Below are 25589 nucleotides of genomic sequence, written 5' to 3'. Positions count from 1 at the left end.
TTCTGGATCAGGCCCCGGCGACGGCCCGGGCGATGACCGGATCGGGGGCTTGCGGGCGGGTCAGCCGCTCGGGCCGGAGGACCGCGTCGAGCTGCGCGCGGGCCATCAGCCCCTTCTCGAGCACGAGGTCGTAGACGCCGCGGCCGGTCGCGTGCGCCTCCATGGCGACGGCCGTCGCGTTGCGGTAGCCGATATAGGGGTTGAGCGCGGTCACGATCCCGATCGAGTGCTCGACGCTGGCGCGCAGCCGTTCGCGGTTGGCGGTGATGCCCCGCACGCAGTGGAGATCGAGCGTGCGGCAGGCGGCTTCGAGATGCGCGAAGCTGCGGAACAGGCTGTAGGCGATCACGGGCTCGAAGGCGTTGAGCTGCAGCTGGCCGGCCTCGGCCGCGAAGCTGATCGTCACGTCGTTGCCGATCACCTCGAACGCCACTTGGTTCACCACCTCGGGGATCACCGGATTGACCTTGCCGGGCATGATCGAGGAGCCGGCCTGCCGGGCCGGCAGGTTGATCTCGCCGAAGCCCGCGCGCGGACCGCTGGAGAGCAGGCGCAGGTCGTTGCAGGTCTTGGACAGCTTCACGGCCACCCGCTTGAGGACGCCGGACACCTGCACGAAGGCGCCGCAATCCTGGGTTGCCTCGACCAGATCCTCGGCCGTGACGAGCGGGATGCCGGTGATCTCGGACAGCCGCGCGCGGACCGCGGCCGCGTAGAGGGGATGCGCGGTGATGCCGGTCCCGATCGCGGTGGCGCCCATGTTGATCTCGCGGATCAGCAGCTCGGCCTCGCCCAGCCGGGCCTCGTCCTCGCCGAGCATGCGCGCGTAGGTGCCGAATTCCTGGCCGAGCGTCATGGGCACCGCGTCCTGCAGCTGGGTGCGGCCCATCTTGAGCACGTCCGAGAACTCGGCGGCCTTGGCCTCGAAGCTGCCGCGCAGCGACGCCATCGCGGCGACGAGCCGACGGATCGCGCCGATGCCGGCGATCTTGAGGGCCGTCGGGTACACGTCGTTGGTGCTCTGGCCCATGTTGACGTGCTCGTTCGGGTGCAGCTGCCCGTAGGCGCCGCGGGCGTGGCCGAGCAGTTCGAGCGCGCGGTTGGCCACGACCTCGTTGGCGTTCATGTTGGTCGAGGTCCCGGCCCCGCCCTGAATGAGATCGACCACGAACTGATCGTGCAGGCCGCCGGCCCGGATCTCCTCGCAGGCCGCGACGATCGCGTCGCAGCGCGCCGCATCGAGCAGGCCGAGTTCCCGGTTGGCGAGCGCCGCCGCCTGCTTGATCGCCGCGAGCGCCCGGATCAGGTCCGGGCAGGTGGCCAGCGTGGTGCCGGTGATCGGGAAGTTCTCGACCGCGCGCAGGGTATGGATGCCCCAGTAGGCCGCCTGCGGAACCTCGCGGTCGCCCAGGAGGTCGTGCTCGGTGCGGGTCGGGGCGGCGGAAGCGATCTCGGACACGGCTCTCTCCTCGCGCGCGGAAGCGATCCGGCGCGCCGTAGGGCAGGACGGTTGGGCGGACGATTGCGCGTGAGCGACCGGCCCGCGTGAGGGGGCGTCGACGCTCTCGACGGTGCGCGATGAAGGGTCGCCGCCAGTCGCCCCGCCCTCACGGGCGGCCGCGCCTGACCGGCCGGCGTCTGATAGTCCCGGTGCCGGCGGGCCGCCAATGCTAGTTGCGACCAGAACTATTCCGAACCGGAATAGTTCTTCGAATCCGCGGCGGCGGCCGACCAGACGGCCTCTAGGAACGGCCGGGCCCGCTCCGCGCTGCGGTACAGCCGGATCTCCATCGACATCTCGGGGCTGACGATGGCGAGCGCGCCCGCCGCGATCTCGCCGGCCACGAGGCTCCTCGGCAGCCACGCGACCCCGTGTCCCGCGAGCGCCATCGACCGCAGGGCCTCGGCCATCGAGTTCTCGTTCGTGTGGACCGGATAGGTCGCGGGCGCGCCCTCCCGGGCCTGGGCGATGGCGGCGAGCCGGCCCAGGAAGGAGCCGCGGGAATATTGCAGGAGCGGCAGGCGGCCTTCCCGGTCGCGGGGGAGATCCGCCGGCGCCGCCACGGCCACGAGGCTGTCCTGGCCCACGACGAGGCAGGGAAAGCGATCGGGCCCGAGCGGGATCGGGATGCCCGGATGGTGATAGGTCAGCATGAGGTCGTAGCCGCCCTCGACCAGGGCCTGGAGGCAGATGTTGAAGTTCTCCGGCAGCACGCGGCTGCTCATCGCGCCGAGCTCGCCCCGGAGCGTGCCGAGCCAGCGCGGCAGGAAGGAGAGGCAGAGCGAATGCAGGGCAGTGATGGCGACGACGGGCAGGCTCGACCGCTCGCTGCGGTTGCGGAAGTCGGCGCGGCTGAGGGTGAGGAGGCGCACCACCTCCTCGGCGGTCTCGAGGAAGTGGCGCCCGTCCGCCGTGAGGGTGATCGGGTAGGTGCTTCGGTCGAGCAAGGCCGTGCCGAGCCAGACCTCCAGGGAGCGGATGCGGCGGCTGAACGCCGATTGCGTGACGTGACGCGCCTCGGCCGAGCGTGAGAAGCTACGGGTCTCGGCGAGGCTGAGGAAGTCCTCGATCCACTTCAGTTCCATCGCCGGCCGGGCCACGTCCAGGGGTCACGGCCTTGAAACGCAGAAAGGGCGGGCCCGGCAAGCGGGGCGGGCGCGTCCGCGCCGACGCGGTCCGGCGCCCGATCCTGGGCGATCGTGGCCGATCCTGCCGAGAACCGCGCGCGCCGACGGCGCGGCCCGGAGCGGCTCAGAGCGGTCCGCCAGGCGCCCCTCGGACGAAGCGAGGCGGCCCGATCGTGGGCTGCGCGATAAGTCTCAACGCGACGGTGGCCGTCACGACGGCGTCGGAGGAGCGGCGCGGGGCGCTCCCCCGGCAGGCGGGCTCAGGCGAAGTGCGTCGGCAGACTCAGGGCCTGCGCGTAAGTCACCAGCGCGATCGCGCCGCCGATGAGGGTCGCGGCTATGGTGATGCGGTTCGTCCAGGTCATCGTCGTCTCCATCGGGCTCGCGACTGTCGTCGCGGTGTGATCCCGATGTAGGCTCAAGCTTTCAGGCCCGGCGTGTTCCGGAGCACCCGCGCTGACGGCGTTGCCGGAGCGACGGGATCGCCGTGGCCGCCGGCTCGGACCGCGGCCGGCTCGGGGAGCGCCCGACCGAACGGCCCCTCCGGCGGCTCCGCGGCAATCGTGCAGGCGTGCGGCACATCGAACGACACGGCGCAGCGATGTGACCGCGGGGCCTCAGCCGCGGGCGCGGCGGCCCGCGACAGGGTGCTACGTCCTTCGGTCGAGCACCGAGCACCACAAATGATGGCGACGGAAACGCCCGCGCGGGCTCTGCGCCTGGACAGGACTGGTCCGAGTCTGGGTCAGCCTCGGCGGCCGGCCGCAAGATCAGCATGAGCCGGCTGGCCGGGATCCGAGAGCGTCGCAGGACACACATGCAGGAAACACCCCGCAGAGTCGTGATCCGAACGGATCCCGATTTCGAACACGCCGTGATCGGCGGATTCAAGCTGGTCGAAGACGCCTACGCGCGCGGGATCATCTCTTGGATGCGCCGGTGCGCGTTGCGGGACCTGTTGGCGAGCGGCGAGTCCGAGCTGTACGAGAGGCGCACCTATGTGACGCCGCATTCGGACCCGGATGCGATCCAGATCGGCGTCTACTTGGAACCGACTTCGGCCTTCCTGATCGAACTCGGTCTGCTGACGCCGGAGATGACCGCGCCCGAACAGGCCGATTCCGGGGCCGACCGCGAGCGCTAGGGCCCGAGGCGCCGGGACGGAGGCTCCGGCCCGGCGGACGCGGGGTCGTGCAGGGGGCTCGCGGCGCGAGTTGCCCCGCCTCTGTGCTCCGGGCACTGCCCGCTGACGCGGCCGCGCGCGGCGGGGCGCGGCCCCGCGTTTGCCTCGCAGCCTCTCCGAGGGCACCATGCGACGCGACGAGGGTGACGGGCGCACGGTCTCCGATGGCATCCAGCACGAGCGCTCGCCGATGAGGCGCCGCGAGGTCCTCGCCGCCCTGGCCGCCGCCGCGGTCGCGCGGCCCGCCGTCGCGCAGCCCGCCAAGGTTCTGCGCTTCATCCCGGAAAGCGACGTCGCGGTGATCGACCCGATCTGGACGACGGCGACCGTGACGCGCAACCACGGCTACCTCGTTTTCGACACCCTCTACGGCCAGACCGCGGGCTACGAGTTCCAGCCGCAGATGGTCGAGGGCCACGCCGTCGAGGCGGATGGCCGCCTCTGGCGCCTGACCCTGCGCGAGGGCCTGCGCTTCCACGACGGCGCGCCGGTGCTGGCGCGCGACGCGGTGGCGAGCGTGCGCCGCTTCGCCGCCCGCGACGCCTTCGGCCGGGCGCTGATCGACGCCACCGACGAACTCGCGGCGACCTCCGACCGCGTCGTGCAGTTCCGCCTCAAGCGGCCGTTCCCGCTGCTGCCCGCGGCTCTGGGCAAGACCGGCACCTCGATGCCCTGCATCATGCCGGAGCGCCTGGCGAAGACCGACCCGAACACGCAGGTCACCGAGATGGTCGGCTCGGGCCCGTTCCGCTTCAAGGCGGACGAGCGCGTCCCGGGGGCGCTCACCGTCTACGAGCGCTTCGACGGCTACGTGCCCCGCCCGGACGGCGCGGCGAGCTTCACCGCCGGACCGAAGCGGGCCCATTTCGAGCGGATCGAGTGGCGGATCGTGCCCGACGCCTCCACCGCCGCGAGCGCGCTGGCGGCCGGCGAGGTCGACTGGTGGCAGAACCCGACGCCGGATCTGCAGGCGCTGCTCAGGAGCAGATCGGGGATCCGGCTGGAGGTGCTCGATCCGGCCGGCGGCATCGGCTGCCTGCGCTTCAACCACCTGCATCCGCCCTTCGACAATCCCGCGATCCTGCGGGCGCTGCTCGGCGCCATCGACCAGACCGAGTTCATGAGCGCGGTCGCGGGCGACGAGCGCGCCCTGTGGAAGGACCATGTCGGCGTCTTCAGCCCCGAGGCGCCGATGGCGACGCGCGCGGGCACCGACGGGCTGGTCGGCCCCCGCGACTACGCCGCGGTCAGGCGCGCCCTGGCGGAGGCCGGCTACCGGGGCGAGCGCGTCGTCATGCTCGACCCGACCGATTACCCGGCCACCCATCCCCTGGCCCTCGTCGCGGCCGAAGCCTTCCAGAAATGCGGGCTCGCCGTGGACCTCGTCGCGATGGACTGGGGGACCCTGGTGCAGCGCCGGGCGAGCCGCCAGCCCCCGGACAAGGGCGGCTGGAGCACCTTCGTCACCTACCTGAACGGCACCAACAACTTCGATCCCGCCGGCCAGCTCGGCATCCGCGGCAACGGCGACCAGGCCTGGTTCGGATGGCCCCGCGCGCCCCGTCTCGAGGAGCTGCGCGCCGCGTGGTTCACCGCGCCCGATTCTGCGGCGCAGAAGGCGATCTGCGCCGAGATCCAGCGACAGTTCTTCATCGACGTGCCGTACCTGCCGCTCGGCGCCTATTACGAGGCGACAGCCTATCGGGGCCTGACGGGCGTGCGCAACGGCTTCCCGCAATTCTACGATGTCAGGCCGGCCTAGAGCGCTCTGCACCGAAGTGGATACCGGTCCGGCGCAAGAGAGCGCGTCGAAACAGAGGCTTAGAGCCGCGCCCGGTCCTTACGTGGCGCGCCATCCTTCGCCGGGCCGGACCGTCGCCCCGGCGCGCGGCGCCCCGAGGACACCGGAGCCGATGCGCGTCGCCGTCCGGCCTTTCGCGGCCGCGGCGATGCGGGCGCGGTGGCGCGCGCTACATCGGTGCCATGCGGACTGCGCCAGCCTTCTCCTCCCGCCACCTCGACCGCCTCGGCGACCGCCTGACGGCCGATGTCGACAGCGGCGCGATCGCCGGGGCCGACATGCTCGTCGGCGGCGCGGACGGGGCGATCTGGCGACGCACCGTCGGCTACCGCGACCGCGTCGCGCACGCGCCCCTCGGGCCCGACGCGCTCTGGCGCATCTACTCCATGACCAAGGTTGTCGTCTCCGCCGCTACCATGGTGCTCGCCGAGCGCGGCGCACTGCGCCTCGATCAGCCCGTGGCGGCATTCATTCCCGCCTTCGAGCACCTGTCGGTGCTTGATCCGGACGGCGGCCTCAGGCCCGCCAGGGCCAGGCCGACCGTTCAGGATCTCCTGCGCCACACCGCCGGGATCGCCTACGGCTATCTCGGCGACGGGCCGGCGCGGCGCGCCTACGCGGCCGACGGCCTGCTCGCCGAGGATCTCGACAACGCGGCGTTCGCCGACCGGATCGCCCGCCTGCCGCTGGAGCACGAGCCCGGCACGGTGTGGCACTACTCGCACGCCACCGACGTGCTCGGCCGCGTCCTGGAGATCTCGGGCGGCGCGGATCTGCAGCGGGTCCTCGACGCGACCGTGCTCGAGCCGCTCGGCATGGCCGACACGCTGTTCCAGATCTCGGCCGCGATGGGATCACGCGTCGCGCAGCCGCTGCCGCAAGCACCGGGGCAGCGCCCTGTCTTTCACGATCCCGCGCAGCCGCGGCGCGGCCAGAGGGGCAATGGCGGCCTCGTATCGAGCACGGCGGACTGCGCCCGCTTCCTGCGCATGCTTCTCGCCGGCGGCAGTCTCGACGGCGCGCGCGTCCTGGCGCCGGCCAGCGTGCGGCTCATGACCTCGGATCATCTCGGGGCGGCGATCGCGAAGGCCGCCTACTATCCGCCGGGACCGGGCTACGGCTTCGGGCTGGGCGTGGCGGTCCGCCTCGCGGCGGGCGAGGCGCCGTTCCCCGGCAATATCGGCGACTGGTTCTGGAGCGGCGTCGGAGGCACATACTTCTGGGTTGACCCTGTAGAGGGGTTCTTCGCGCTCCTGATGATGCAGACCTCCTCGGCCGACCAGCGCCAGCACTACCGCACGCTGACCCGCACCATGGTCTACGCCGCCCTGGAAGACCGTCGACTGTCCGAGACGTCTCCCTGAGGGACAAGGTCCGCCCGACGCATGTCTACGCCGGCGGCACGACCGAACCCGGAGCGGTCATGGCGCGGACTCCTGCCGCGCCGCCTGGACAAGGCGGTCGCCGTCCTCGCGCAGGAGCAGGCGATCCCGAACCAGCGCGTCCACGGACTTGGTCACGGCAGCCAGGTAGGCATCCGGATCCGGGTAGCGCTCCTCCAGCGAGGGCCGCGGATCCCCGTTGGCCTCCCGCTCCGCCCGGGTCCGGGCGAACGGAAGCTGGCTCCCCTCCCGGTCGCAGAGGGCCCCCGCCGGGAAGGGATCGGCGTAGAGATTCCAGCCCGTGAAGGTCGCGCGCGGTGCGGCGACGGCCGGCAGGCGAATGCCTGCCACGTCGTTGCCATCCGCGTCGACGCGGGGCACGAGCGGCCGGTACTGCGGCCCGCTCTCGGGCTTGGGATCGACGTAGGTGCTGAAGCGGGCGATCGTGTTCGGGGCGGTCGGGACCGGCACACCGACGATGAAGGGATAGCCGGCCTCGGCCGGCTCCACCAGCGTGCCGTCCGACAGGCGCGGGATCTGGCTGTCGGGCGGGGGCGTGCCGAGCGTCACCCAGTCCTCGAGTGCGACGAGAAGCGCCCGGAGGGCAGGCGCCGGATTGAGGGTGCTGCGCATGTTGGCGCAGGGGCCTCTGCTCGAGGTCAGTCCGGCGCGCCCGTAGTGGAAGCCGCTCGAGACCAAGTAGACGCGTGTCGTGTCGGGCAAGGCCAGGTCGGTGCGGCCCAGGGGATCCGTCGCCAGCAGCGAGGCACCCTTCTGCCAGTACTCGGTGCCGGTGTTCACCTCGATCAGCAGCGGGTCGAAGCCGTCGTCGCGCAGCAGTGCGCCGTTCCGTCCCGTCACCGGGTCGTGCTGAACCGCCGCGGAGAACGGGAAGGCATTCTCCGGATAGAGATGGTCCTCGTGCTGCGTGTTGGTGCGGGACGGTTGGCCGAAGCGCGCGTTCAGGAAGACGCCGCCGATCCCCGCGATGTGCGACAGCACGCCGTCGAAGACCCGGCGCCCGGCCTCGTCGCGATTGAAGCCCTGGGCGATGAAGTCGCGCAGGTACCGCCCGCTCTGGGAGATGCCGAGCGCGACAGCGTGCCGGATCGCTCCGCCCGCCGGGTTGGCGCCACCGGCGGCATCGCCGCGCAGGTAGGCGACCACGTCGCGCGTCGCGGCGAAGCCGATGCCGAGCACCTTCGGCTCGGTGGCGCGGTAGGTGAACTGGTAGATCGAGCCCGGCAGCGGCTTCGTTCCCTTGGGCAGGAGCTCGAGTTGCCGCGGCGTCGCGTAGTGCCACGCCTCCTCCGGAACCGGCCGCGGCGGGTCGGCCTCCCGGCGGCGCACGGTCAGCTGCGTGCCGGCCTTGTCCTGGCTGGCCGCCTTGAAGGTGAGATAGAAGGGCGCCTCTGGCGGCCCGCGCGTCGCGCTCACGAGTTCGTCGCGCACGATCTCCACGATCGGCTTGCCGTTCCTGGAGGCGACCGGCACGTCGATGGCCATGCCGCCCTGCTGGCGCAGCGCGTCCGCCTCCCAGCCCGACCAGACGATCGTGTCGCCGCGACGCAGGACGAGGCCGGTTCCGGCGTCGACGGCGTTGCGCGGATCGTTGACAGCCTGGGCCCCTTGGGCCGGCGCGTCCAGCACCCAGTTGAAGAGGAACTTGCGGCCGCGGTTCAGCACCTCGAACAGCAGCGTACCGCTGCCGCGGGCAGGGTCCTTCGGGCGCAGGATGAACAGGTCGGTCCTGTATTCGACCATGCCGCGCGCATTGCGCGGCGCCAGCGCGATGTCGACGATGCCGGCATTGGCCGGATCTGCCGGATCGAGCTCGCCGCGGGCGGCACCGATGACCCGCTCGTACGCGCCGGCAGGTCCGAATTCAGCGCCGTCGGCGAACGGCTCGACGGTGACGACCTCGATCTGGGTGATCCGCGCCTGGGTCGGCGTGACGCCGAGCGCGCAGCCGAGCGCGCCGGCAAGAATCCAACCGGTCCGCATGGTCCCCCCTCTCGCGCGGCTCGTTCTCCTGGCCGGCCGTGTCAGCAAACACAGATGGAACGGGCCGTCGAGCGCGCTGCCCGCGAAGGCATTGCGTTCCCGGACCGCCTGTCAGCCGGTCTCGGGAGGCCCCCGGGCGGGCAAGGCAAGCATCCGCGAGGGGCAGCCTAGCGAGGCGCGAAGATCGTCACGTTGCTGTTGATCTGGTAGGCGGCCGTTGGCTTCGTGTTGACCAACCGCAGATAGATCGGGCTCTCGCCGAGGATCGCGCCGAACGCCCGTGTCACCTTGAGCGGGAAGCAGCGTGCCAGCACAGCGGATGCCGCCTCCTCGTAGCGACGGTGCGCGTCCTGGTCGCCGACCAGTCGCCGCGCGGTGATGAGCGGCTTGCCCCGGATGGCACCCGTCTTGTCGAGGCCGAACCGGTAGGCAATCAGGGATCCCTCCGTGCCGGGCGGCACCGTCCAGCACGCCGCCATCGCCTCGCGGAACTCAGCCCAGTTGTTGACGGGCGCGACCTGAGATCGCGCCGGCAGATCTGACAGAACAGAGACGGCTGCTGCGAGCAGCAGCGTGGCAAACGGTTTTGCCAAGGGCACCTCCGCGATGACCGCCGTATCTCCGAAGTATTCTGCTCGAACAGGGCCGCGCTCTCGTTGCCGCGGCTTCACGTCATCGCCGACAGGGGAGGATGTGCCGTCGACCCCGATGCCAGTGACCCGGGCCGATCCCGGGGCGTGCTCGACGTCGCGGACCCACCATCGACGCGCCCGGATTCGCTCACTGACGCGGTGCCGGCGCGGGGTTCTGCGGCGACGCCCCCGGCTGTGCGGGTGCCTGCGGGATCGAGTTCTGAGGCGGAGGCGGCGGCTGCTGACCGGTGCTGGCCGGAGCCTGATCGTTCTGCAGGGTCTGGTTCGCCTGAGTCTGGATCTTGTCGGCCGTCTGCTGGCTGATGACTCCGTAGGAGACTGCAGCGGCGAGCGCGACGGCGATAACGGCTCCGATGATGGTCTTGGTCAGCTTGGGCGGCATCGTTGCGTCCTCCACGATCAAAGTCAGTCCGACGGCGGCTCCCGGTCAGATGACATAGGCGGCAACCGTGCCTGAGGTAGTTCCCCGGCCCGGATCAGCAGCCGCCCGGCCTCTGCGATCGGGGGGTCTGCCGGGACCGGAGCCGTCGGGCCCGAAATGCGGCCAGTGCCCGGGCTGGTGAGGGAAGGCGCGTCGCCGCGGCGATCGAGGTGGACCACCCGACGAGGATGGATCTCCGGCGCGCGCCGGCGCCGTCGGGACCCGACCACGCCACCGGGTTGCAATCGGTTAAAGAACGGTTAAGCTTCTACGTAGGTAATACGGGGGAGCGGTCATGAAACCAATCTATCCGCAGCGTGAGGACGGTCTGCGTGTCCCGCAATCGACCGCGATCACAGTTTTCCCTCAGCACGAAGACGAGATCCTCCAGGAACAGATGCGGCGGCAGCACAATGCGCGTGCCCGCCACCGTTCGGCGCGCCGCCATCTTGCCGCGCGGGCCCATAGCTGAGGGCACGGCCATGCTCGAACCATTGCTCTTCATCGGCCTCATCATCGCCGCTGTGGCTGCCGCGACCCGGCTCGGGATCGCCGCCGCGGCACCGATGGCGCCGTCGCGCCTCGACGCGTGGGACGGACGCGCCGACGCGGACGCCTGAATCAGCAGCGTCCTCCCGACAGCACCGTCGTCGCGCCCGCGAACGGGTGGGCTGGACTCCAGGCGTCGCCGAGCGCCGCACCCGTCTTCCCGGGTTGTCGGCTCCCCGCCGCGGAGGCTCACGGGGGCGGCGCGTCGGAGACCGTGGCGGTGTCGCCTGAGACACCGATCGTCGCCTATGAGCCAGCCGATCCGTCGGCGATCCGTCCCGACGCGAAGGCCTTCGTCACCGCTGAGCGGGACGGCGGCAAACTGACGGCGCTCCGGGCCAGCGTGGGCGAGGACGGCCTCACCCCGGCATGTAGCCGACGATGTGGCCGGCGGCGGTCGGTCGCCGCGCGGCCATGGCGTCGCGGCGCATCCCGGAGGCGTGCCGGCGATCGCGCGTGGCGCTGTGGATCGCTCTCCGAGAACGGCGTCTCAACTGATTTGGTGCAATCCAACGCAATAATCGAAGCAATAACGGCGCAATTCAGCTTGGCCATATGACCGTCCTGGGACAGCCGATCCACGGCTGCACGGATGAGGCAACCACCGATGGCCACCAAGATGATGACCAAGGGCATGACCGTCACCGACCACATCGTGGCCTGGTCGATGCTGACTGGCTTGGCGCTCGCCGTCCTCCAGCTCGCCCTGACCGCGGCGCTGCCGACGCACTTCGTCTGATCCGCCGAGCGTGATGCCTGCTGGGAGGTGTGTGGGGATGGCTCGGGTTCGGGATAGGCGGAGTGTCGGCAGCGTGGCGCTGCGAGGCCTGTTGACCGCGGTGTTCCTGGTGGCCGCCGGCATGAAGTTCGCCGCTGTGCCGTTCGAGGTCGAGGGCTTCGTCCGCTTCGGCTACCCGCTGTGGTTCATGGACGTGGTCGGCGCCCTGCAACTCCTCGGCGCGGTGCTCCTCTGGACGCCCGGTTGCGTCGCCCTCGGCGCCTGTCTGCTCGCCGTGCTCATGGCCGGCGCGGTCGGCAGCCATCTCCTCGCGGGCGACCCCGTTCTGATGCCGCTTCCCGCCCTCGTGCTTCTCATCCTGCTGGGCGGCGTCGCTCACGCGCGCCGGTCCGAGCTTCTGCCGTCCGGCAGCGACACGGAGATGCGGCAGGCCTGACCGTTCCGACAGGGCGGATTCGGCCATTCACGTCCGCGCGGGGGCGCAGTGGGGGCGCAGTGGGGGCGCAGTGGGGGCTCGTCGGTTCGAGCCTTGACCGGCGCGGCCGCGAGCGGAGTGACGGGCACGCGGCAATCCGGACACCACGCCCGGCCGCCGCGGCTGGGTGCCGGCGACGTGGAAATCGTCCCCGGGCGCCGATCGATCTGCGGCGACGGTCACGCATGTCTGCCGTGCCGACACGGGTGTGGCGACCATCGCGAACCGCCGTTAAGCCCTCCGGCCCTACCGGCGACGCGGTACATGCGCCGGGCCTGGCCCATCGGGACCCCCATGAGAAAGTTGCTCGCGTTCGCCGTGGCCGTCGTCGTGTGCGCGGGTCCCGCGCTCGCCCTGGCCGATCAGCCGGCTCGGGATTGCGACCGGGACCCCGAGACGACGGGCGCGTTGCCCGGTGATCCCCGCAGTCTGTACCTGCCTGGCGAGCGACCGGTGAAGGCCGACCGAGACCCGCCAGAGGCCAGCTGGCAGGACGAGGCCCGAGAGACGTCCGAGCAGCGCAGGCGCGATCTGCTCGCCTGCGGCGTGGACTGAGGCGGGTGGCCGATCACCGCGACGGAAGGATCGGCGGCGTCAGCGTCAGCCTGGGACATCTTCGGTCCCCCGCCGGTGACGATCCCCTAACCGGGCCCAGGCACCGTGCTGGCGAGCCGCGTTGCGTATCGGCTCACGGGTGATGACACCGGACGCGCTCCCGCCCCGTGACGGGATCGGTGGCGCAGGACGGCCGATGCTTGGGGGGCCTGCACGCATGAGGGACGAGCCGGACCAGACGCTCTCGGACGAGGAGCTGGACCGTCTGGCGCGCGAGCTGTTCGCCGAGGTCCGCGGCGAGTACTCGGAAGCGAAAGTGGAGCGGGCCCTGAAGACCGCCGGTGAGGTCGCTGGGGAAGTGCTTCCCGGGATACCGGACTGGCTGCTCGACGGTAGCGACGACGCCAGCGCCGGCGACAGCGGGACCTGAACCTCGCCGTGATGCGGCCCGTCGTCGACGGCGCATCTCTCCCGCGCCGGCGCACGCTGGGCTGGCCACCGTCAATGCGGCACGGACCCTACGCCCCGCGCCGCCAGCACAGCCCCCAGCGCGCCGGCCAGCCCCTCCGGTGTGAACGGTTTGCGCAGGTAGCGAGCGCCCATCGGCATCTGCTCCTCGGCGGGCCAAGCCACACCCGACACGATCAGGATCGCCAGTTCGGGCCAGCGCGCCGCGACGGCTTTGGCCAGGGTGAAGCCACTCAAGGGCTCGCCTGCCAAGTCCACGTCCGCGACCATGGCCACAAGTTCGGGACGGGCCGCCAGATGAGCCTGGGCGGCTTCGACAGTGGCGGCCTCCGCGACCTCGTATCCCGCGTCGCGAAGGGCTGCAGCCGCATCCATGAGCTGCACGGGATTGTCCTCGACAATCAGCACAGCGCGTTGCGACGCGACGGCGTCTGCCATCCTGGATCTCCACACTTCGTCGCCGCAGTAACGCAGCGGACCCCGATTGCGTCCCACGCAAACCTGTCCGATGGGGACCGGGTTCGGGGCGATCACGCGCCGAACCCCTCGCACCGAGAGTGCCGGGTGCCGCGGAACCTGCTCGGCCTCCTGGCGGAACGGCACTGCAGGCGCCCGACCAATCCGGCATCGCTCACCGACACGTCACCGTGGCGGTCTTCGGAGAAGCGAGGGCGCCTGCCCGGCCCCTCGATGACCGCAGCGTGCCTGGAGCCGGGAAGGGATCGGACTCTTCGCGTGGTGGTCGGCGCGCTAGACCCGAATCTCCTCGATGGCGAGTCCACCGGCCCGGAGATGGTCGGGGATATCGGAATGATCGTAATACCCCGCCTCGTGCGCCATGGCGTCGAGGGCAGCGAGCGGGTCAGGCGCCGAGCCCGTCCAGAGGATGGCGCCCGTCACCTCGTGCCGGATCTGAAACACCTTCACCGCAAGCCTCCCATGTTCAACGGCCGCGCAAGCGTAGCGTGAGTTCCGGGATCCGGAGGCTACCTACATCGGTCAGGATCCGGGTGCCCGGATTCGCTGCCGCGGCGTGGCGCATCTGCAGGGCTTGGCGGTCCGGGGCAGGTGACGTTCGCCCGAGGTCACGTCATCTTCCTCCTGCGCATCGCCATGAGCTCGGCTTCGAGCCCGTAGCGACCTTCGGAACACAGGCGGACGAGCTGCCTGAAGTAGCCGCCTGGGTTCTTGATGCGGATCTCACCCCGGCGCACGTCGTCGTCGTGGAGCTGCGCGACGATCAGCACGAGCACCGAGGCCCGGAACGGACCGAGGGCTTCGCAAGCCTCGCTCCAGGCCGACGGATGCGCGCCGATCCCGCCCCGCATCAGCCGGCCGATCTCGATGACATCCGCTTCCGTTCTGAGGGTGACGCCGAATTCGGCAGCGACAGGGCAAGCAGCCGCGACGAGTGACGGTTCGGGCCTACGGGTCGGCTCAGGCTCCTTCTCGGGAGCCTTTGCACAAGGATCGCTAGGAGATCCGGTGTCTTGTTCTAAGTGACGGCCGGAATTGCCGGCAGAGGCGGCTTGATAGAAACGATCCTCCGCCATGACTTGCAGTTCTCCCCAGGCGTCGAGGACGACGTCAGGGGCCACGCCGGAAGCGCGTCTCCTCGGCGTGCTGCGCTCCAGGGCCTCCTGCGCCGCGAGCAGATCGGCGGCATCCGTGGCCGGGAAGCGGGCGCGCAGGGCGGCAAGGGCCTCCGACACCGCGCGGCGACGAACGGTCAGGAGATCGAACGCGCGGCTTCGCTGAGCGTCCCTCGCGGTGGCTTCCATGATCGCGGTCGCCCATTCTCCCTTCCGGGCGACGATGGGAGTCAGGTCGAAACCGTACGCGTCGATGACGGCGCCGCCCGGCCCGCGGATGGCGAAACGCTTGCCGTTCGCGCTGTCCCGAGGTGTGATGACCTCCAGGGCCACCAGGTCGCGCAGGCCGTAGCGGAGCGCGCGCTCCGACAGCCCGGTCATCCCGCACAGGTGCTCGTTCGAGGGCCACACCACCAAGCGTTCCCAATCCTGCTCACCCCACACGGCGCAGAGCGCCGAGAGGATCGAACGCAGGGCAGGGCGCAGGTTCAGGGCCTTGGCCGCGTCCCGGCCCGCGGCCGAGAGCTCCCTGCGCGAGACCGTCCGCCCGTCTTCGAGCGCACGTCTCCGGCCGGCGAGCGCGGCGCGCGTGAGCGGCCGGCCACCGGAATGAACTGTCTCCACCTCGTCCGCCTCCTCTCAGGAGGCAAAGCGGGACCGTTCACCCCGAAGGGTGTTCTTGACGACGGCCTGGGGGAGGGGGCATAAAGGGGGTGCGAATCGCCTGTCGCGCCCCATCCCAGGGTATGTCAGGTCCAAAGGCCTCGAGGTTCCCGCCTCGGGGCCTTCTGCTTTGCCCGTTACATCATGCCGACTTCTCCTCGAAGGCAGACGCGAGCGCCCACTCGATCGCCTCGGTACGGCTCCTGAACCGACCGTTCTGGATCGCCTGGTCGATGACGGCCTTGACCGACGGCTTCAGCCACACGTTCTGCTGGGTCATGCCCTTCTGCTTCAGAGCCTCCCTGCGACGTGTCTGACGGCGCGTGTCCGCCGCCTTCAGCTCAGCCAGCCGTTCCTCTGCGGTCATCGGTCCCCGCCCGATTCTGCCAACGTGACTGTTCATGTGGACCGATTCTGCAAAGTGAGTCCAGCGGCGACCCGGATTCGTACGGGGATGGGTGAGTTTGTTAAGGGCGACCTGTTCCGCGGCGGCACCGGAGACCGCGCCGAGAGCCTCCGCGGCGAGGATGCCAGACGCGGCGCTGCCCAATGGTCGGTGACGCCACGGCCGACCTTCGTGCGACACGGGCGGCGCGTGGAGGCGGAGCGTCCGTCGAGGTGCCCGGGGATGATCTCTGGCTCGGACCGGGACGAGCGGCCTGCTGCGGCGGCAGCGACCGGGACGGGCCCGAACCTTGCCGAAGCGCGGGCTGAACCGCGGCGGTGTCCATCGACGATGGCGGCCGCGTGGTGCAGTCGCTGCTCGCGACACGCTCGTGCGACTTGAAGCGCGATGGGGGAGGGCGTCCCGCGGCGGTTTCGCGGTCGCGATAGGGGCCGAGACGGCTTTGCCGGCCTGCGCCTGGCCTTTCCCCGGCCTTCGAGCGTGTCGCGCGTCCGACCTCGTCTCTCTGCCCGGGCTATCCGTCCGACAAGGATGGTCGAGCCGTCGAGGTTCGACACCGGCCAGAACGGCGGGGGACCGTTCCCAGGTCGTCGCCCGTCGGGACTCGCCCCAGGGCGGAGCGCGGATGGGCACCTGTCTCAACCATGCAGGGGCCGTCGAGCGTAGAAAATCCGCCCTCGGTCAGGATGCTCGTCTCAGGCGAGATGCGCGACGAGCAAGGCCCGGGCGCGGCTCACCCGGCTCTTCACGGTCCCGGTCTGACAGCCCATCACCTCCGCGGCAGCCTCGTAGGTCAGGCCTTGGGCCCCCACGAGGAGCAGGGCCTCACGCTGCAGTTCCGGCAGCTTGCCGATATGGGACCAGACGATCTGCAGATCGGACCCGTGCTCCTGGGCTGCGGGCGCCGTGAGCTGCGCCGCGGCGGCACCGTTCACGTCCTCGATCTCGCGCTTTCGCTTGCGGCACTCGGTGTAGAACTGGTTGCGCAGGATGGTGCAGAGCCACGCCTTCAGGTTCGAACCTGGGATGAACAGGTCCTGGCGCGCCCAGGCTCGGAGCACAGTCTCTTGGACCAGATCGTCGGCGCGCGAGGCATCGCCGACGAGCGAGAGGGCGAAGGCGCGCAGGCCGGGCAGCGTTTCGGTCAGGCCCTCGCGAAACGCGGTGGCATCGTCCTGGCGCGGCCCCTCCAGCGCTGCATTGAGCCGCGCGACGAGGTCCAGCAGACGCGGCGGTGTCTGTGCCCGTGTCACGGCCTCGTAGGCGGCGCGCAGCTGCAGGCCGAGATGATCCCGCACACCGGTGGGCAGAATCGCGGGTTCCGGAGGGTCCTGTCGGCTCGGCCGATCGACTCCGCCGTCTTGAGCAACCAGCGTGTCCGTCAACTCACGTCCTCTCAAAGCGCTCGCCGCACGAACCGATCTCGGGCCGCCGTGAATCCCGCCTGACGAACCGGCGATCTGCAGCGGGCCATCCGGCGGGAGTGGCCCGACCACGCGCGTCATCGAGCGTCCACCCCTCCAGATAGGACCCGCCACCTGACTGTACAGTGAACATCTAACCCCGCAAGCGGCGGATCGTTCTCCGCGGCCTACGCGTTGGGGCACGCTTCCGTCCCTGGGGGGCGGACATGTTGAACCGAGAAGGAGCCGAAGATCATCGCGCGCGCAGGTGAACCCCGACGTGGTCTGAGGCCGAGCGAGGAACAACGGATCGAGGTGAACGAGTCACGTCGGCGAGAGGCGCGCGTTCGCCGTCAGACTGAGAGCTGCGTGGGCGGGGCGGCTGTTGCCGGCCAAGTGAGGATCTATTGGGCAGCGTCGATGCCTCAGAATGTCGAATACTGGATCACGGACAGGCCAGACGGCCACTTCGACGTTGTTGTCAAGCTCGAGTCCGGCAAAATCTTTCGCCGCAGCGGGTGCATCTCGCGGGCCGAGGCCGATACGTGGATCGAGGGATTGCGAATGCTGATGGCGGCGATCGGCGCGCCCGTATCGGCCGCCGACGTGACGTCTGACGACCCATCACCCCTCGGATCACAGACGGTGGACGGTGCGGACCACTCCACCTCCTGAGCTGCGCGGGCGGTCGTCTCCAGGCTGGAGCCGTCCCGCGCGCTTCGCGCATCCGAACGATCCGGGCCCTGAGAGCGTCGACGGCCTACGCCTCGTTGCCCTCAGGCTCCGCGCTCCGATCGCCGAACAGGATCTCGTGGGTGATCGGGTCGTAGAAGCGCATCACGTTCCGGACGAACGCTCTCGGCTCGATCGCCAGCGCCTCGGCCCACGCGCGGTACCGATCCGGAGGAATACGACCGCGCCCGGTCTCCAGCTGCGAGATGAAGGTGTAGTAATCCGCACCGACAAGAGCTGCGAGCTGTCGTTGCGACAGGCCGCGCGCCTCCCGCAGTTCCTTCAGATACCGTCCCCCCTCCCGACGCAGCTCCAGCACCTCCTCGGAGTCCAGGCGTTGCTGATGGGCATACACGGGGTTTCACCTTCCTGCCGACCGAAGCCACTCGGCGCGGCGCTTATACAGTAAACACCATATAGCTGGGACGGAGCCGCGCTGTCCAGATGCGCGGCGGCACCCGTCGTCCCCGCGTCCTCCCCGAACGGATCCCGTTGCTTGGCAACTACCTGAATAGCGCTATCATCCTGTAAGGAACGATTTGGAGAATGGCGCCGGATGCCCCACTACCGGTGCATGTCTCTGGATAGCGGCCCATGAAAGTCGAGAATCGCACGTACGATTGCCGCTCGCGGATCTGAGCGCCCGCGGGTCACTGACGCGAGCAGCACGGGAATCTGAGCCATTGGGAATCGCCGATCGTGCCGATCGATCGCAGGAAGAGGGCAGAATGGGCGATCCTTCGCTGCAATCGGCATTGACCATCGGCCTGCGCTCGCTCCGGCCGGTCCTGGCGACCGCCGTGGTGTTCGGGCTCTTCATCAATCTGCTGCTGTTCGTCAGCCCGCTCTACATGCTCCAGATCTACGACCGCGTGATACCCAGCCGGAGTGAGACGACCCTGGCGGGGATCACGCTGATCGCTGCGTTCGGCCTGGCCGTCTACGCGATGCTGGAGATGCTGCGCGCCCGCCTCCTGGTGCGCGGCGGTGTGGTGTTCGATCAGAAAATCGCCACGCCGATCTTCGATGCCGCCCATCGCGGCACCTTGCTCAGGCCCGGCGCGCAGCACGATACGGCGCTGCGCGACGTGGACGTCCTGCGGGAGTTCCTGACCGGCGCCGGCATGCTGGCGTTCTGCGATCTGCCCTGGATACCGATCTTCCTGCTCGCCTGCTTCATCCTCCATCCCTGGTTCGGCTGGATGGCGCTGGTGGGCGGCGGCACGATCCTCGGCCTCACGCTGCTCAACGAGGTCGCCACCCGTCGGACGCTCGACGCCGCCAGTCAGGCCTCGCGCGAAGCGGGGCAGAGCGCAGCCACGGTCTTTCGGAATGGGGAGGTGCTGCAGGCCATGGGCATGGTCGCGTCCATGCGCGGGCTCTGGGGGCGCCGCCACGACGACGTCCTGCTCCTCCAGGCGCGGGCCAGCGATCGCGCGGGCCTGATCGTCGCGGCCACGAAGTTCGTCCGCATGCTGCTGCAGACCCTGGTGCTGGGCATCGGCGCGTATCTGGCGATTCACCGCGAGATCTCGGCCGGGTCGATGATCGCCGCGTCCATCATCATCGGCCGCACCCTCGCGCCGATCGAGGCGGTCGTCGGCAACTGGAAGGGGTTCACGGCGGCGCGGGCGAGCTACCGGCGATTGGTCGATCTCGTGGCCGTCGCCGGCTCGGAGACGCGCCGCCTCGTCCTGCCGCGGCCGCGCGGCCTGATCGAGGCCGAAGACATCTCGGTGGCGGCCCCCGGCGCGACGCGCCCCATCCTCAAGGCTGTGAGCGTCCGGCTCGAGCCCGGCAGCGTCGTGGGGATCATCGGCCCGAGTGCCGCCGGCAAATCGACGCTCGTTCGCGCGCTCACCGGGGTCTGGCCCTTGCTGGAAGGCACGGTGCGCATCGACGGGGCCGACCTGAACCACTGGGACAGGGCCCTGCTCGGGCAGCATGTTGGTTATCTGCCTCAGGACGTCGAACTGTTCGACGGGACCGTCGCGCAGAACATCGCGCGCTTCGCCGACCGGGACGACGCGCGCGTCATCGAGGTTGCCCAACGGGCTGGCTGTCACGCGCTGATCCAGTCGCTTCCGGAGGGCTACAATACGGTCATCGGTCGGGGGGGACACGGGCTGTCAGGCGGTCAGCGGCAGCGCATCGCTCTGGCCCGCGCGCTCTACGGCGAGCCGAGCCTGGTCGTGCTCGACGAGCCCAATGCGAGTCTCGACCAGCCCGGCGAGGCGGCGCTGATGCGCGCCGTTGCGGACCTGAAGCGATCCGGGACGACGGTGGTGCTGGTGACCCACAAGGTGAGCCTGCTGGAGGAGGCCGACCGTATCCTGCTCATGAGCGAGGGCCGCGTGCAGCTCTCCGGCACGCCCGAGCAGGTTCTCGCCCACGTCACCGGCCAGCGGCCGGTCCCGACCCTGGTGCCGCCCGTCGGCCCCGCGGCATCCCAGAGCCGCCGCAGCTCCGACGAACAGCGGAGCGCGGGATAAGCGATGACCGTCACGCGCGCCGCGATCCCGAGCCCGTCCCCCGAGCGAAGAAGGTCCGATCGGGACCGGTCGGGCTCCGCCGACCTGACGAACTGGCGCGCGTACGCCGTCGCCGGCTACGCGCTCATCGTCGCGACGTTCGGGGTGGTCGGCACCTGGGCCGCCGTCGCGCGCCTCGACCGGGCGGTCATCAGTCCCGGGGTGGTGGTCGCGGAAGGCAGCCGCAAAGTGGTGCAGCATCTCGAAGGCGGCATCGTCCAGGAGGTGCTGGTCCGGGACGGCCAGGCGGTTCGCGCGGGCGACGTCCTGCTACGCATCGATCCCGTGCAATCGCGAGCCAGCAACGATCTGCTCCGCGGCCAGCTCGACGGGGCCCTGATCCTCGAAGCGCGCCTCCGCGCGGAGCAGGGCCAGGCGCAGGATCTGCTCCTGCCGCCGGAGATCGCGGAGCGGCGCGCCGAGCCGGCCGTCGCCGGCCTGATCGACGACCAGGCCAGCCAGCTGTCGGAGCGCCGCGCGTCCTTCCAGGCGCAGCTCGGCCTCATCGAGGCGCGGGTCACGCAGCTGAAGACGGAGATTTCCGGGCTGGCGGTCGAGAAGGCCTCGGGCGAGCAGCAGGTCGCGCTGATCCAGCAGGAGCTGGAGGGCCTGCGCGGCCTCCAGGAGAAGAACCTCATCCCGCTCTCGCGCGTTCTGATCATGGAGCGCGAGCACGCGCGCCTCCGAGGCGTGATCGGACGGTCCGTGGCAGAGACCGCCAAGGCGCAGAACGACATCAACGAGGCGGGGATGCAGACCGCGCAGCTCAAGCAGAAGCTGCAGGAATCGCTGACCGCGCAGCTCCTCGACACGCGCCAGAAGATCGCTGAACTGCGCGAGAAGCTCATCGTGGCCCGGGATGTTCTCCGTCGGCACGAGGTCCGGGCGTCGCACCAGGGCGTCATCCAGGGATTGAAGGTCTACACGATCGGCCAGGTGGTCCGCTCGGGCGAGCCGCTGATGGAGATCGTTCCGACGAACGACAGGCTCGTGATCAGCGTGCAGTTCGCGCCGAACGATCTCGAGGCGGTTCATGCCGGCATGCGGGCCGAGGTGAAGTTTCCGGCTTTTCAGACGCGCCGCATGTCGGCGATCTTCGGGACGTTGACGATGGTCTCCCGCGACCGCCTGATCGACGACGGCACCAAGCAGGCCTATTTCGCCGGCACCGTGGAGATCGACGACCATCAACTCCCGGACGACGTACGACCACGCCTCCTGGCGGGCCTGCCCGCCGAGGTCGTCGTCTCGGCCGGCGAGCGCACGGCGCTCGACTATCTGGTGGCGCCGTTCTTCGATGCTCTGGGACGCAGTTTCCATGAACGATAGAGTCCGCCTCTCAGTCACTGTGCGGACGTGAGGTCCCGATGGGCGCGGTCATCTCGTTCTTCCGACCCGCAACGACGTGCCAGGGCGGCTGGTCGCAGCAGGAACTCGCGGAATTCTACCGCGTCGAGGCCGCGCTGATCCGAGCCGGCCTGCAGATCGGCAGCGAGCAGGGCCTGAGCGACGAGGCGGATCCCTGGTTCGTCTTCTGCCGGCCGGATGGCGACGCCGTCATGCATTTCGCCAGGATCGACGGCAGCTACGTCATCGCGTCCGATGTCTTGGACAGCCCGATGCGAGGCAGCGACTTCCGCGCCCTCATCAACGAGATCGCCCGACGCTATCCCGAGCTTCTCCCGATCCCGCAGGATGCCCGCGGGACGAAGCTCTCGGTTCACCCGGCGGCGCTGCTCGCGGCTCTCGTCGCGGCTGCGGCCCTGAGCCTGTCGCCCGACGACGCCCGCGCGGATGACGGGGAGCGATCGACCGAGAGCGCGGCGCAGCCCCCTCACGCGGGCCACGCGCAACAGCACGGGCCGTCCGAAGCGCGCGACACGGGCGATGCCGATGAGCGCGACAGCCACCGGAAGCAGGTCGGGCTGATCGTGTTCTCGGCCATGGTCTTCGCCGCGGATGCCCTCGTCGACCACCCCGCACAGGGTATCGAGGCCACATCATACCTCGGCGCGCGGGGCGCTAGCAGCGCCGTCCCGGGTGACCAGGGCAGCCTGTCGCCGACGACGGGTGGAGCGGCGAGCCCCGTCCAGTCGGAAGGTCCGCTCGGCACCGGCCGCCACGAAGGTCCCGCGAGCGGCGCGGCCGGTCTCGTAACGGCCGAGTCGGCTGCGGTCGCTTCTGCCCGATCTGACGCCGCCGATTTCGGGCTCATCGGCCTCAGAGACCCGGCCCTCGGCCATGGGCCGACCCGGGCAGGCGCGGAATCCGGATTTCAGCCGCTCGCGCGCGGCGCCGAGGCCAGCGCAGCCCTCGCAGCGGGTTCATCGTCCTCTCCGGATTCCAGATCGGACGGTGGCGCCGCGCCATCGGGGGACGCCGCGGCACGGGAACAGGGAGCCCCGTCGTCGAGCGCGACCGGTGAGGCGCCATCGCTGGCCCAGAGCGTGACCCCGACGACCGGTCACGCGGCATCCGAAGCTCCGCCAGCCCCGGTCAATGGGCTCAATGCCGCCGCACAGCCCGAGTTGAGACACGCGCAGCTCCCGGTCGAGGAGCGCTCCGGTAGCCCGGACAACGGTCTGCGAATGGGCGTGTCGCCGGAGGCAAGGGGACGGCACGACGCGGTCGCGCATGCGGATGCTTCAGGCATCGGCGCAGGTGCATCCGAACGGGAGTTGCACGGCGCGGCCGGCGACCCCAGTGCAGCATCCGATCCGAGCCCGCGTCCAACAGCGGGCCTCGCGCAGGTCCGGGGGGAGGTCACCGATCAGGGCCGCGGTCAAGATGGCGACGGGCCTGGCCGGAGCGCCGATGCGCCAGGCCATCACAAGGACGCGGCGGCCGTTCCACTGGACGCGGCCGGCGGCGCGGGTCCGGATGAACCGCCGGGTCTGGCGCAGGCTCAGACAAGCACTGCCGATCCAGGCTCGACGCGGGCCGGCGAAGGTCCCGGCCGGAGTGCCGCCGCGCCGGGCCACCTCCGAGGCTCGGCGCCGCACGCCCAGGACAATGACGGTCAGGGCACGGACACCGGCACGCAATCAGCGCCGCCCTCAGCCACCGTGCAGGCGAGCGGCGCGGTGGCTGCGCACGCTCCGGCCGGCGAAAGCCCCGGCCGGAGCGCCGAGGCACCGGGATCTATCCAGGGCCCGGCAGGGCACGCACAGGATGCCGGCAGCCACGGCACGGCGGCCACCGATCCCACCCCCTCAGCACCGGCAGCCAACCTGCAGATCGAGGCCAGAGCCGCCGAACCGGATCACAGGCAGGCTGGCGAGGGACCGGTTCGGAGCGGGGTGGCGCCGGAACATGTCCAAGACACGGCGCCGCACGCCCGGGATGCCGGCCATCACGGCTCGGCCGCCGACACGGATCCGGTCCAACCATCCGCGAGCGCGCAGACGCAGGCGGATGTTGCTGATCCCGGTCACGCGCGGGCCGGTGCTTCACTTGGCCGGAGCGCCGAGGCGCCGGGACATCTTCACGATACGGTACCACCCGCACAGGATAGCCGCGGTCACGGCTCGGCCACCGACGCGGACCCAGGTCCGCCGTCAGCCGGCACGCAGGCGCGCGCTGCCGATCCAGGCCACGGGCAGGACGATCGAAGCGGCGAGCCGCCCGGGCACCTCCGAGACGATGGACCGCACGCACAGGGTCCCGCCGTTCACAGCGCGGCTTCCAACGCGGACCCAATCGCTCCTTCGGCCAGCGCGCTGGCGGGGGTGAGAGCGGACGATCCAGGCCATACTCAGACCGCCGACGGGCCCGGCCGCAGCGGCGAGGCTGCGGATCACGCCCGAGAGACCGAACCGCATCTGCGGAACTCGGACGGCTCCAACCCGGCAACCGGTGCGAACGCAGGCATCTCGCCGAGCGGCACGCAGGATCGAGCGGTCGGGGCGGATCCCAATCCCGCGAACCTCGACGCGGGCCCGCACCACACAGGTCACGGCACTGCCGTTGCGGCCGCGAACGTCGGCACCCCGGTGGCGTCAGACCAATCGCTCTCGCGCCAGGGATCGGGAGGCGTGAGCCGCGATCAAGAACCGTCAAGCGAGCCGAGTCCCCCGACGAGCGGGGGCAGTCACGGTCCGAGACCGGCCGCCAGCATCGGCCCGAACGGCACCATCGAATTCGCGTCCGACAGCAAACCCGGCTCACCGGCCGGACCGAGCCACGCACCGGCGGACAGTGGCGTCCACGGAGACGTCGGCCTGATCGGGGTTTCAGATCACGGCGCCAACGCCCATCACTTCGACCTCCACTCCTGACGGGAAACCGAGGATCCGCGAACGGCAGGCATTCTCGTGAGTTCTCGACGGTGGCGCTCGACCGCCCTGAACTCGACCGGGGAGCGCGAAGCACTCGATCTGACGAAGAGCGGCTCATATCTCGACGCACGCAGCAGAGCGCGCGCGTCGATGATCGGCGTCGCCACATCCAGCACCGCCTCGTCAGAGGACGTGGCCGTCGCCATTCGTCCTGCGAGAACGCTCCGCGGTTTCACCGGCCAGGATCGATGCGTCGCCTGTCGGGTGCAGCGTTGCCGACATCCGTCGGATCCGCTGTCTCACGCTTGGACGGCGAGAGGCTGCTCCGCATGATGGTGAATGTCCAGGCTCGAAGATGGCCACGAGGACGAAAGCGATCCTGACACAGCCAAGCCCTGAGCAGCGTCTCTTGAACCAAGTCCTCAGCCTGATCGGCCGTCTCCGCCATCGACCTTGCGAATCGCTTCAGGTCGGGCAGCAACTCCACGAGGGCTGCCCGGAAACGGTCCGCGTCGAACGCCGGATCCCGATCGGCCGCCGCATTGAGATCCCCTGAATGCGGAAGACGCAGATGGATCTTGTCGGGGCCGGACGCGGCAGGCGGACACTCTGGTCCGCCATCAGGCCTGAAGGACGGCGATCCAGCCCTATCACCGGGGACCGACCGTGAGCGCGTGTCCGGATGGCACGGCATGCGATGCTCGATTCCACACTGACCGGAGGCATTGTACAGCAGCATCATAATAGAGGTTTGCTGTACAGCCCTCAAGGCCGCGCCTTCGGCACAGCGCGGTCGTCGGTGCCGGGCGAACGACGAGTGGCCGAGGCGTTCGGCCCGACAGGTCGGGAGAGGCACGAAGCAGGCAGATGTCCGGGATCAGTCAGCCCTCGCGCGACGCGGGGAACCGCCTTCGCGGTTGCGCGCGATCTCTCGGCTGATCGGGATGGCCTTGCGGCCGATCGAACGCCCATCACAGAAGGTGACGTGGCTCAGAGAACCTGCACGGGTGCGGAGCGACCGATGAGATCCGGCGCGGGCTCAGTGTGAGCGTGCGCCGTGTCCGGGGGCCGGATCGGTGTTCGTGCTGAGGGAATGATGATTGCGATGGGCGGGTCTGGCGGCGACC

The 25589-nt window shown here is 70.2% G+C and carries 25 protein-coding genes; 13 read left to right on the top strand and 12 right to left on the bottom strand.

Annotated features, from left to right (window positions below; all coding sequences use genetic code 11):
• Positions 1–7: 7 nt before the first annotated feature.
• Together aspA and ABIC30_RS29110 are read right to left on the bottom strand one after the other, a co-directional pair.
• Positions 8–1459, bottom strand: a complete 1452-nt coding sequence (aspA, locus tag ABIC30_RS29115) for an aspartate ammonia-lyase (protein WP_020095924.1) — start codon at positions 1457–1459, stop codon at positions 8–10.
• 227 nt (positions 1460–1686) lie between these two features.
• Positions 1687–2586 (bottom strand): LysR family transcriptional regulator, encoded by a 900-nt coding sequence (locus ABIC30_RS29110; protein WP_020095923.1) that lies wholly within the window; start codon positions 2584–2586, stop codon positions 1687–1689.
• 859 nt (positions 2587–3445) lie between these two features.
• Between ABIC30_RS29110 and ABIC30_RS29105 the strand changes: the two genes are divergently transcribed.
• The 3 genes from ABIC30_RS29105 (at position 3446) to ABIC30_RS29095 (ending at position 6976) form a co-directional block, all read left to right on the top strand.
• Positions 3446–3772 carry a hypothetical protein gene (locus tag ABIC30_RS29105; RefSeq protein WP_128083354.1) on the top strand — a complete coding sequence of 109 codons (327 nt, stop codon included), beginning with the start codon at positions 3446–3448 and terminating at the stop codon, positions 3770–3772.
• Between the two features lie 229 nt (positions 3773–4001).
• Positions 4002–5573, top strand: a complete 1572-nt coding sequence (locus tag ABIC30_RS29100; protein WP_026605358.1) for an ABC transporter substrate-binding protein — start codon at positions 4002–4004, stop codon at positions 5571–5573.
• Positions 5574–5794: 221 nt separating this feature from the next.
• A complete protein-coding gene (locus tag ABIC30_RS29095; RefSeq protein ID WP_020095919.1) occupies positions 5795–6976 on the top strand; it encodes a serine hydrolase domain-containing protein in 1182 nt (393 codons plus the stop codon).
• A 57-nt stretch (positions 6977–7033) separates the two neighbouring features.
• On the opposite strand, the gene ABIC30_RS29090 is transcribed toward ABIC30_RS29095, so the two are convergent.
• The 3 genes from ABIC30_RS29090 to ABIC30_RS29080 all read right to left on the bottom strand — a co-directional run bounded on the left by ABIC30_RS29090 (position 7034) and on the right by ABIC30_RS29080 (position 10033).
• Positions 7034–8998, bottom strand: coding sequence for an alpha/beta hydrolase domain-containing protein (locus tag ABIC30_RS29090; protein ID WP_020095918.1), 1965 nt, complete (start codon positions 8996–8998; stop codon positions 7034–7036).
• 167 nt (positions 8999–9165) lie between these two features.
• Positions 9166–9597, bottom strand: coding sequence for a UCP034077 family protein (locus ABIC30_RS29085; protein WP_234083319.1), 432 nt, complete (start codon positions 9595–9597; stop codon positions 9166–9168).
• Between the two features lie 181 nt (positions 9598–9778).
• Positions 9779–10033, bottom strand: a complete 255-nt coding sequence (locus ABIC30_RS29080; protein WP_026605357.1) for a hypothetical protein — start codon at positions 10031–10033, stop codon at positions 9779–9781.
• A 334-nt stretch (positions 10034–10367) separates the two neighbouring features.
• Between ABIC30_RS29080 and ABIC30_RS29075 the strand changes: the two genes are divergently transcribed.
• The 6 genes from ABIC30_RS29075 (at position 10368) to ABIC30_RS29050 (ending at position 12820) form a co-directional block, all read left to right on the top strand.
• Positions 10368–10544, top strand: coding sequence for a hypothetical protein (locus tag ABIC30_RS29075; protein WP_158684253.1), 177 nt, complete (start codon positions 10368–10370; stop codon positions 10542–10544).
• A 10-nt stretch (positions 10545–10554) separates the two neighbouring features.
• Positions 10555–10692, top strand: coding sequence for a hypothetical protein (locus tag ABIC30_RS29070; RefSeq protein ID WP_157861912.1), 138 nt, complete (start codon positions 10555–10557; stop codon positions 10690–10692).
• Between the two features lie 536 nt (positions 10693–11228).
• The gene (locus ABIC30_RS29065; protein WP_020095914.1) at positions 11229–11360 is read left to right on the top strand and encodes a hypothetical protein; all 132 of its coding nucleotides are present in this window, start codon (positions 11229–11231) and stop codon (positions 11358–11360) included.
• A gap of 37 nt (positions 11361–11397) precedes the next feature.
• Entirely contained in the window at positions 11398–11796 is a 399-nt protein-coding gene (locus ABIC30_RS29060; protein ID WP_026605356.1) for a DoxX family protein, read from the top strand.
• A 333-nt stretch (positions 11797–12129) separates the two neighbouring features.
• Positions 12130–12390, top strand: coding sequence for a hypothetical protein (locus tag ABIC30_RS29055; RefSeq protein ID WP_026605355.1), 261 nt, complete (start codon positions 12130–12132; stop codon positions 12388–12390).
• 217 nt (positions 12391–12607) lie between these two features.
• Positions 12608–12820, top strand: coding sequence for a hypothetical protein (locus ABIC30_RS29050; protein ID WP_020095911.1), 213 nt, complete (start codon positions 12608–12610; stop codon positions 12818–12820).
• Positions 12821–12891: 71 nt separating this feature from the next.
• On the opposite strand, the gene ABIC30_RS29045 is transcribed toward ABIC30_RS29050, so the two are convergent.
• From ABIC30_RS29045 to ABIC30_RS29025, 5 genes are all read right to left on the bottom strand, one after another.
• Complete coding sequence (locus ABIC30_RS29045) at positions 12892–13296, bottom strand: response regulator (RefSeq protein WP_020095910.1); 405 nt, start codon at positions 13294–13296, stop codon at positions 12892–12894.
• Between the two features lie 312 nt (positions 13297–13608).
• Complete coding sequence (locus ABIC30_RS29040) at positions 13609–13785, bottom strand: hypothetical protein (protein WP_020095909.1); 177 nt, start codon at positions 13783–13785, stop codon at positions 13609–13611.
• A gap of 158 nt (positions 13786–13943) precedes the next feature.
• Positions 13944–15074, bottom strand: a complete 1131-nt coding sequence (gene repC, locus ABIC30_RS29035; protein ID WP_020095908.1) for a plasmid replication protein RepC — start codon at positions 15072–15074, stop codon at positions 13944–13946.
• A gap of 181 nt (positions 15075–15255) precedes the next feature.
• A complete protein-coding gene (locus ABIC30_RS29030) occupies positions 15256–15480 on the bottom strand; it encodes a hypothetical protein (RefSeq protein WP_020095907.1) in 225 nt (74 codons plus the stop codon).
• Positions 15481–16214: 734 nt separating this feature from the next.
• On the bottom strand, positions 16215–16904 hold the full coding sequence (locus ABIC30_RS29025; protein ID WP_026605354.1) for a sigma-70 family RNA polymerase sigma factor: 690 nt from the start codon (positions 16902–16904) through the stop codon (positions 16215–16217).
• A 438-nt stretch (positions 16905–17342) separates the two neighbouring features.
• On the opposite strand from ABIC30_RS29025, the gene ABIC30_RS29020 reads away from it, so the two are divergent.
• Positions 17343–17597 (top strand): hypothetical protein, encoded by a 255-nt coding sequence (locus tag ABIC30_RS29020; RefSeq protein ID WP_020095905.1) that lies wholly within the window; start codon positions 17343–17345, stop codon positions 17595–17597.
• A gap of 85 nt (positions 17598–17682) precedes the next feature.
• Here ABIC30_RS29020 and ABIC30_RS29015 read toward each other — a convergent pair whose 3' ends face one another.
• A complete protein-coding gene (locus ABIC30_RS29015; RefSeq protein WP_020095904.1) occupies positions 17683–18009 on the bottom strand; it encodes a helix-turn-helix domain-containing protein in 327 nt (108 codons plus the stop codon).
• Positions 18010–18382: 373 nt separating this feature from the next.
• On the opposite strand from ABIC30_RS29015, the gene ABIC30_RS29010 reads away from it, so the two are divergent.
• From ABIC30_RS29010 to ABIC30_RS29000, 3 genes are read left to right on the top strand one after another with little or no spacing between them, the layout of a single operon-like run.
• On the top strand, positions 18383–20146 hold the full coding sequence (locus ABIC30_RS29010) for a type I secretion system permease/ATPase (RefSeq protein WP_020095903.1): 1764 nt from the start codon (positions 18383–18385) through the stop codon (positions 20144–20146).
• Between the two features lie 3 nt (positions 20147–20149).
• A complete protein-coding gene (locus ABIC30_RS29005; RefSeq protein ID WP_020095902.1) occupies positions 20150–21514 on the top strand; it encodes an HlyD family type I secretion periplasmic adaptor subunit in 1365 nt (454 codons plus the stop codon).
• Between the two features lie 38 nt (positions 21515–21552).
• On the top strand, positions 21553–24462 hold the full coding sequence (locus tag ABIC30_RS29000) for a hypothetical protein (RefSeq protein WP_106735961.1): 2910 nt from the start codon (positions 21553–21555) through the stop codon (positions 24460–24462).
• Positions 24463–24694: 232 nt separating this feature from the next.
• Here ABIC30_RS29000 and ABIC30_RS28995 read toward each other — a convergent pair whose 3' ends face one another.
• Positions 24695–25156, bottom strand: coding sequence for a sigma factor (locus tag ABIC30_RS28995; RefSeq protein ID WP_280177406.1), 462 nt, complete (start codon positions 25154–25156; stop codon positions 24695–24697).
• Positions 25157–25589: the final 433 nt, after the last annotated feature.

Source organism: Methylobacterium sp. 1030, assembly GCF_040544715.1.
In the GTDB taxonomy this organism is placed as follows: domain Bacteria; phylum Pseudomonadota; class Alphaproteobacteria; order Rhizobiales; family Beijerinckiaceae; genus Methylobacterium.
Note: the sequence above shows the minus strand (reverse complement) of the source record. Positions and strands in the feature narration are given on the sequence as shown.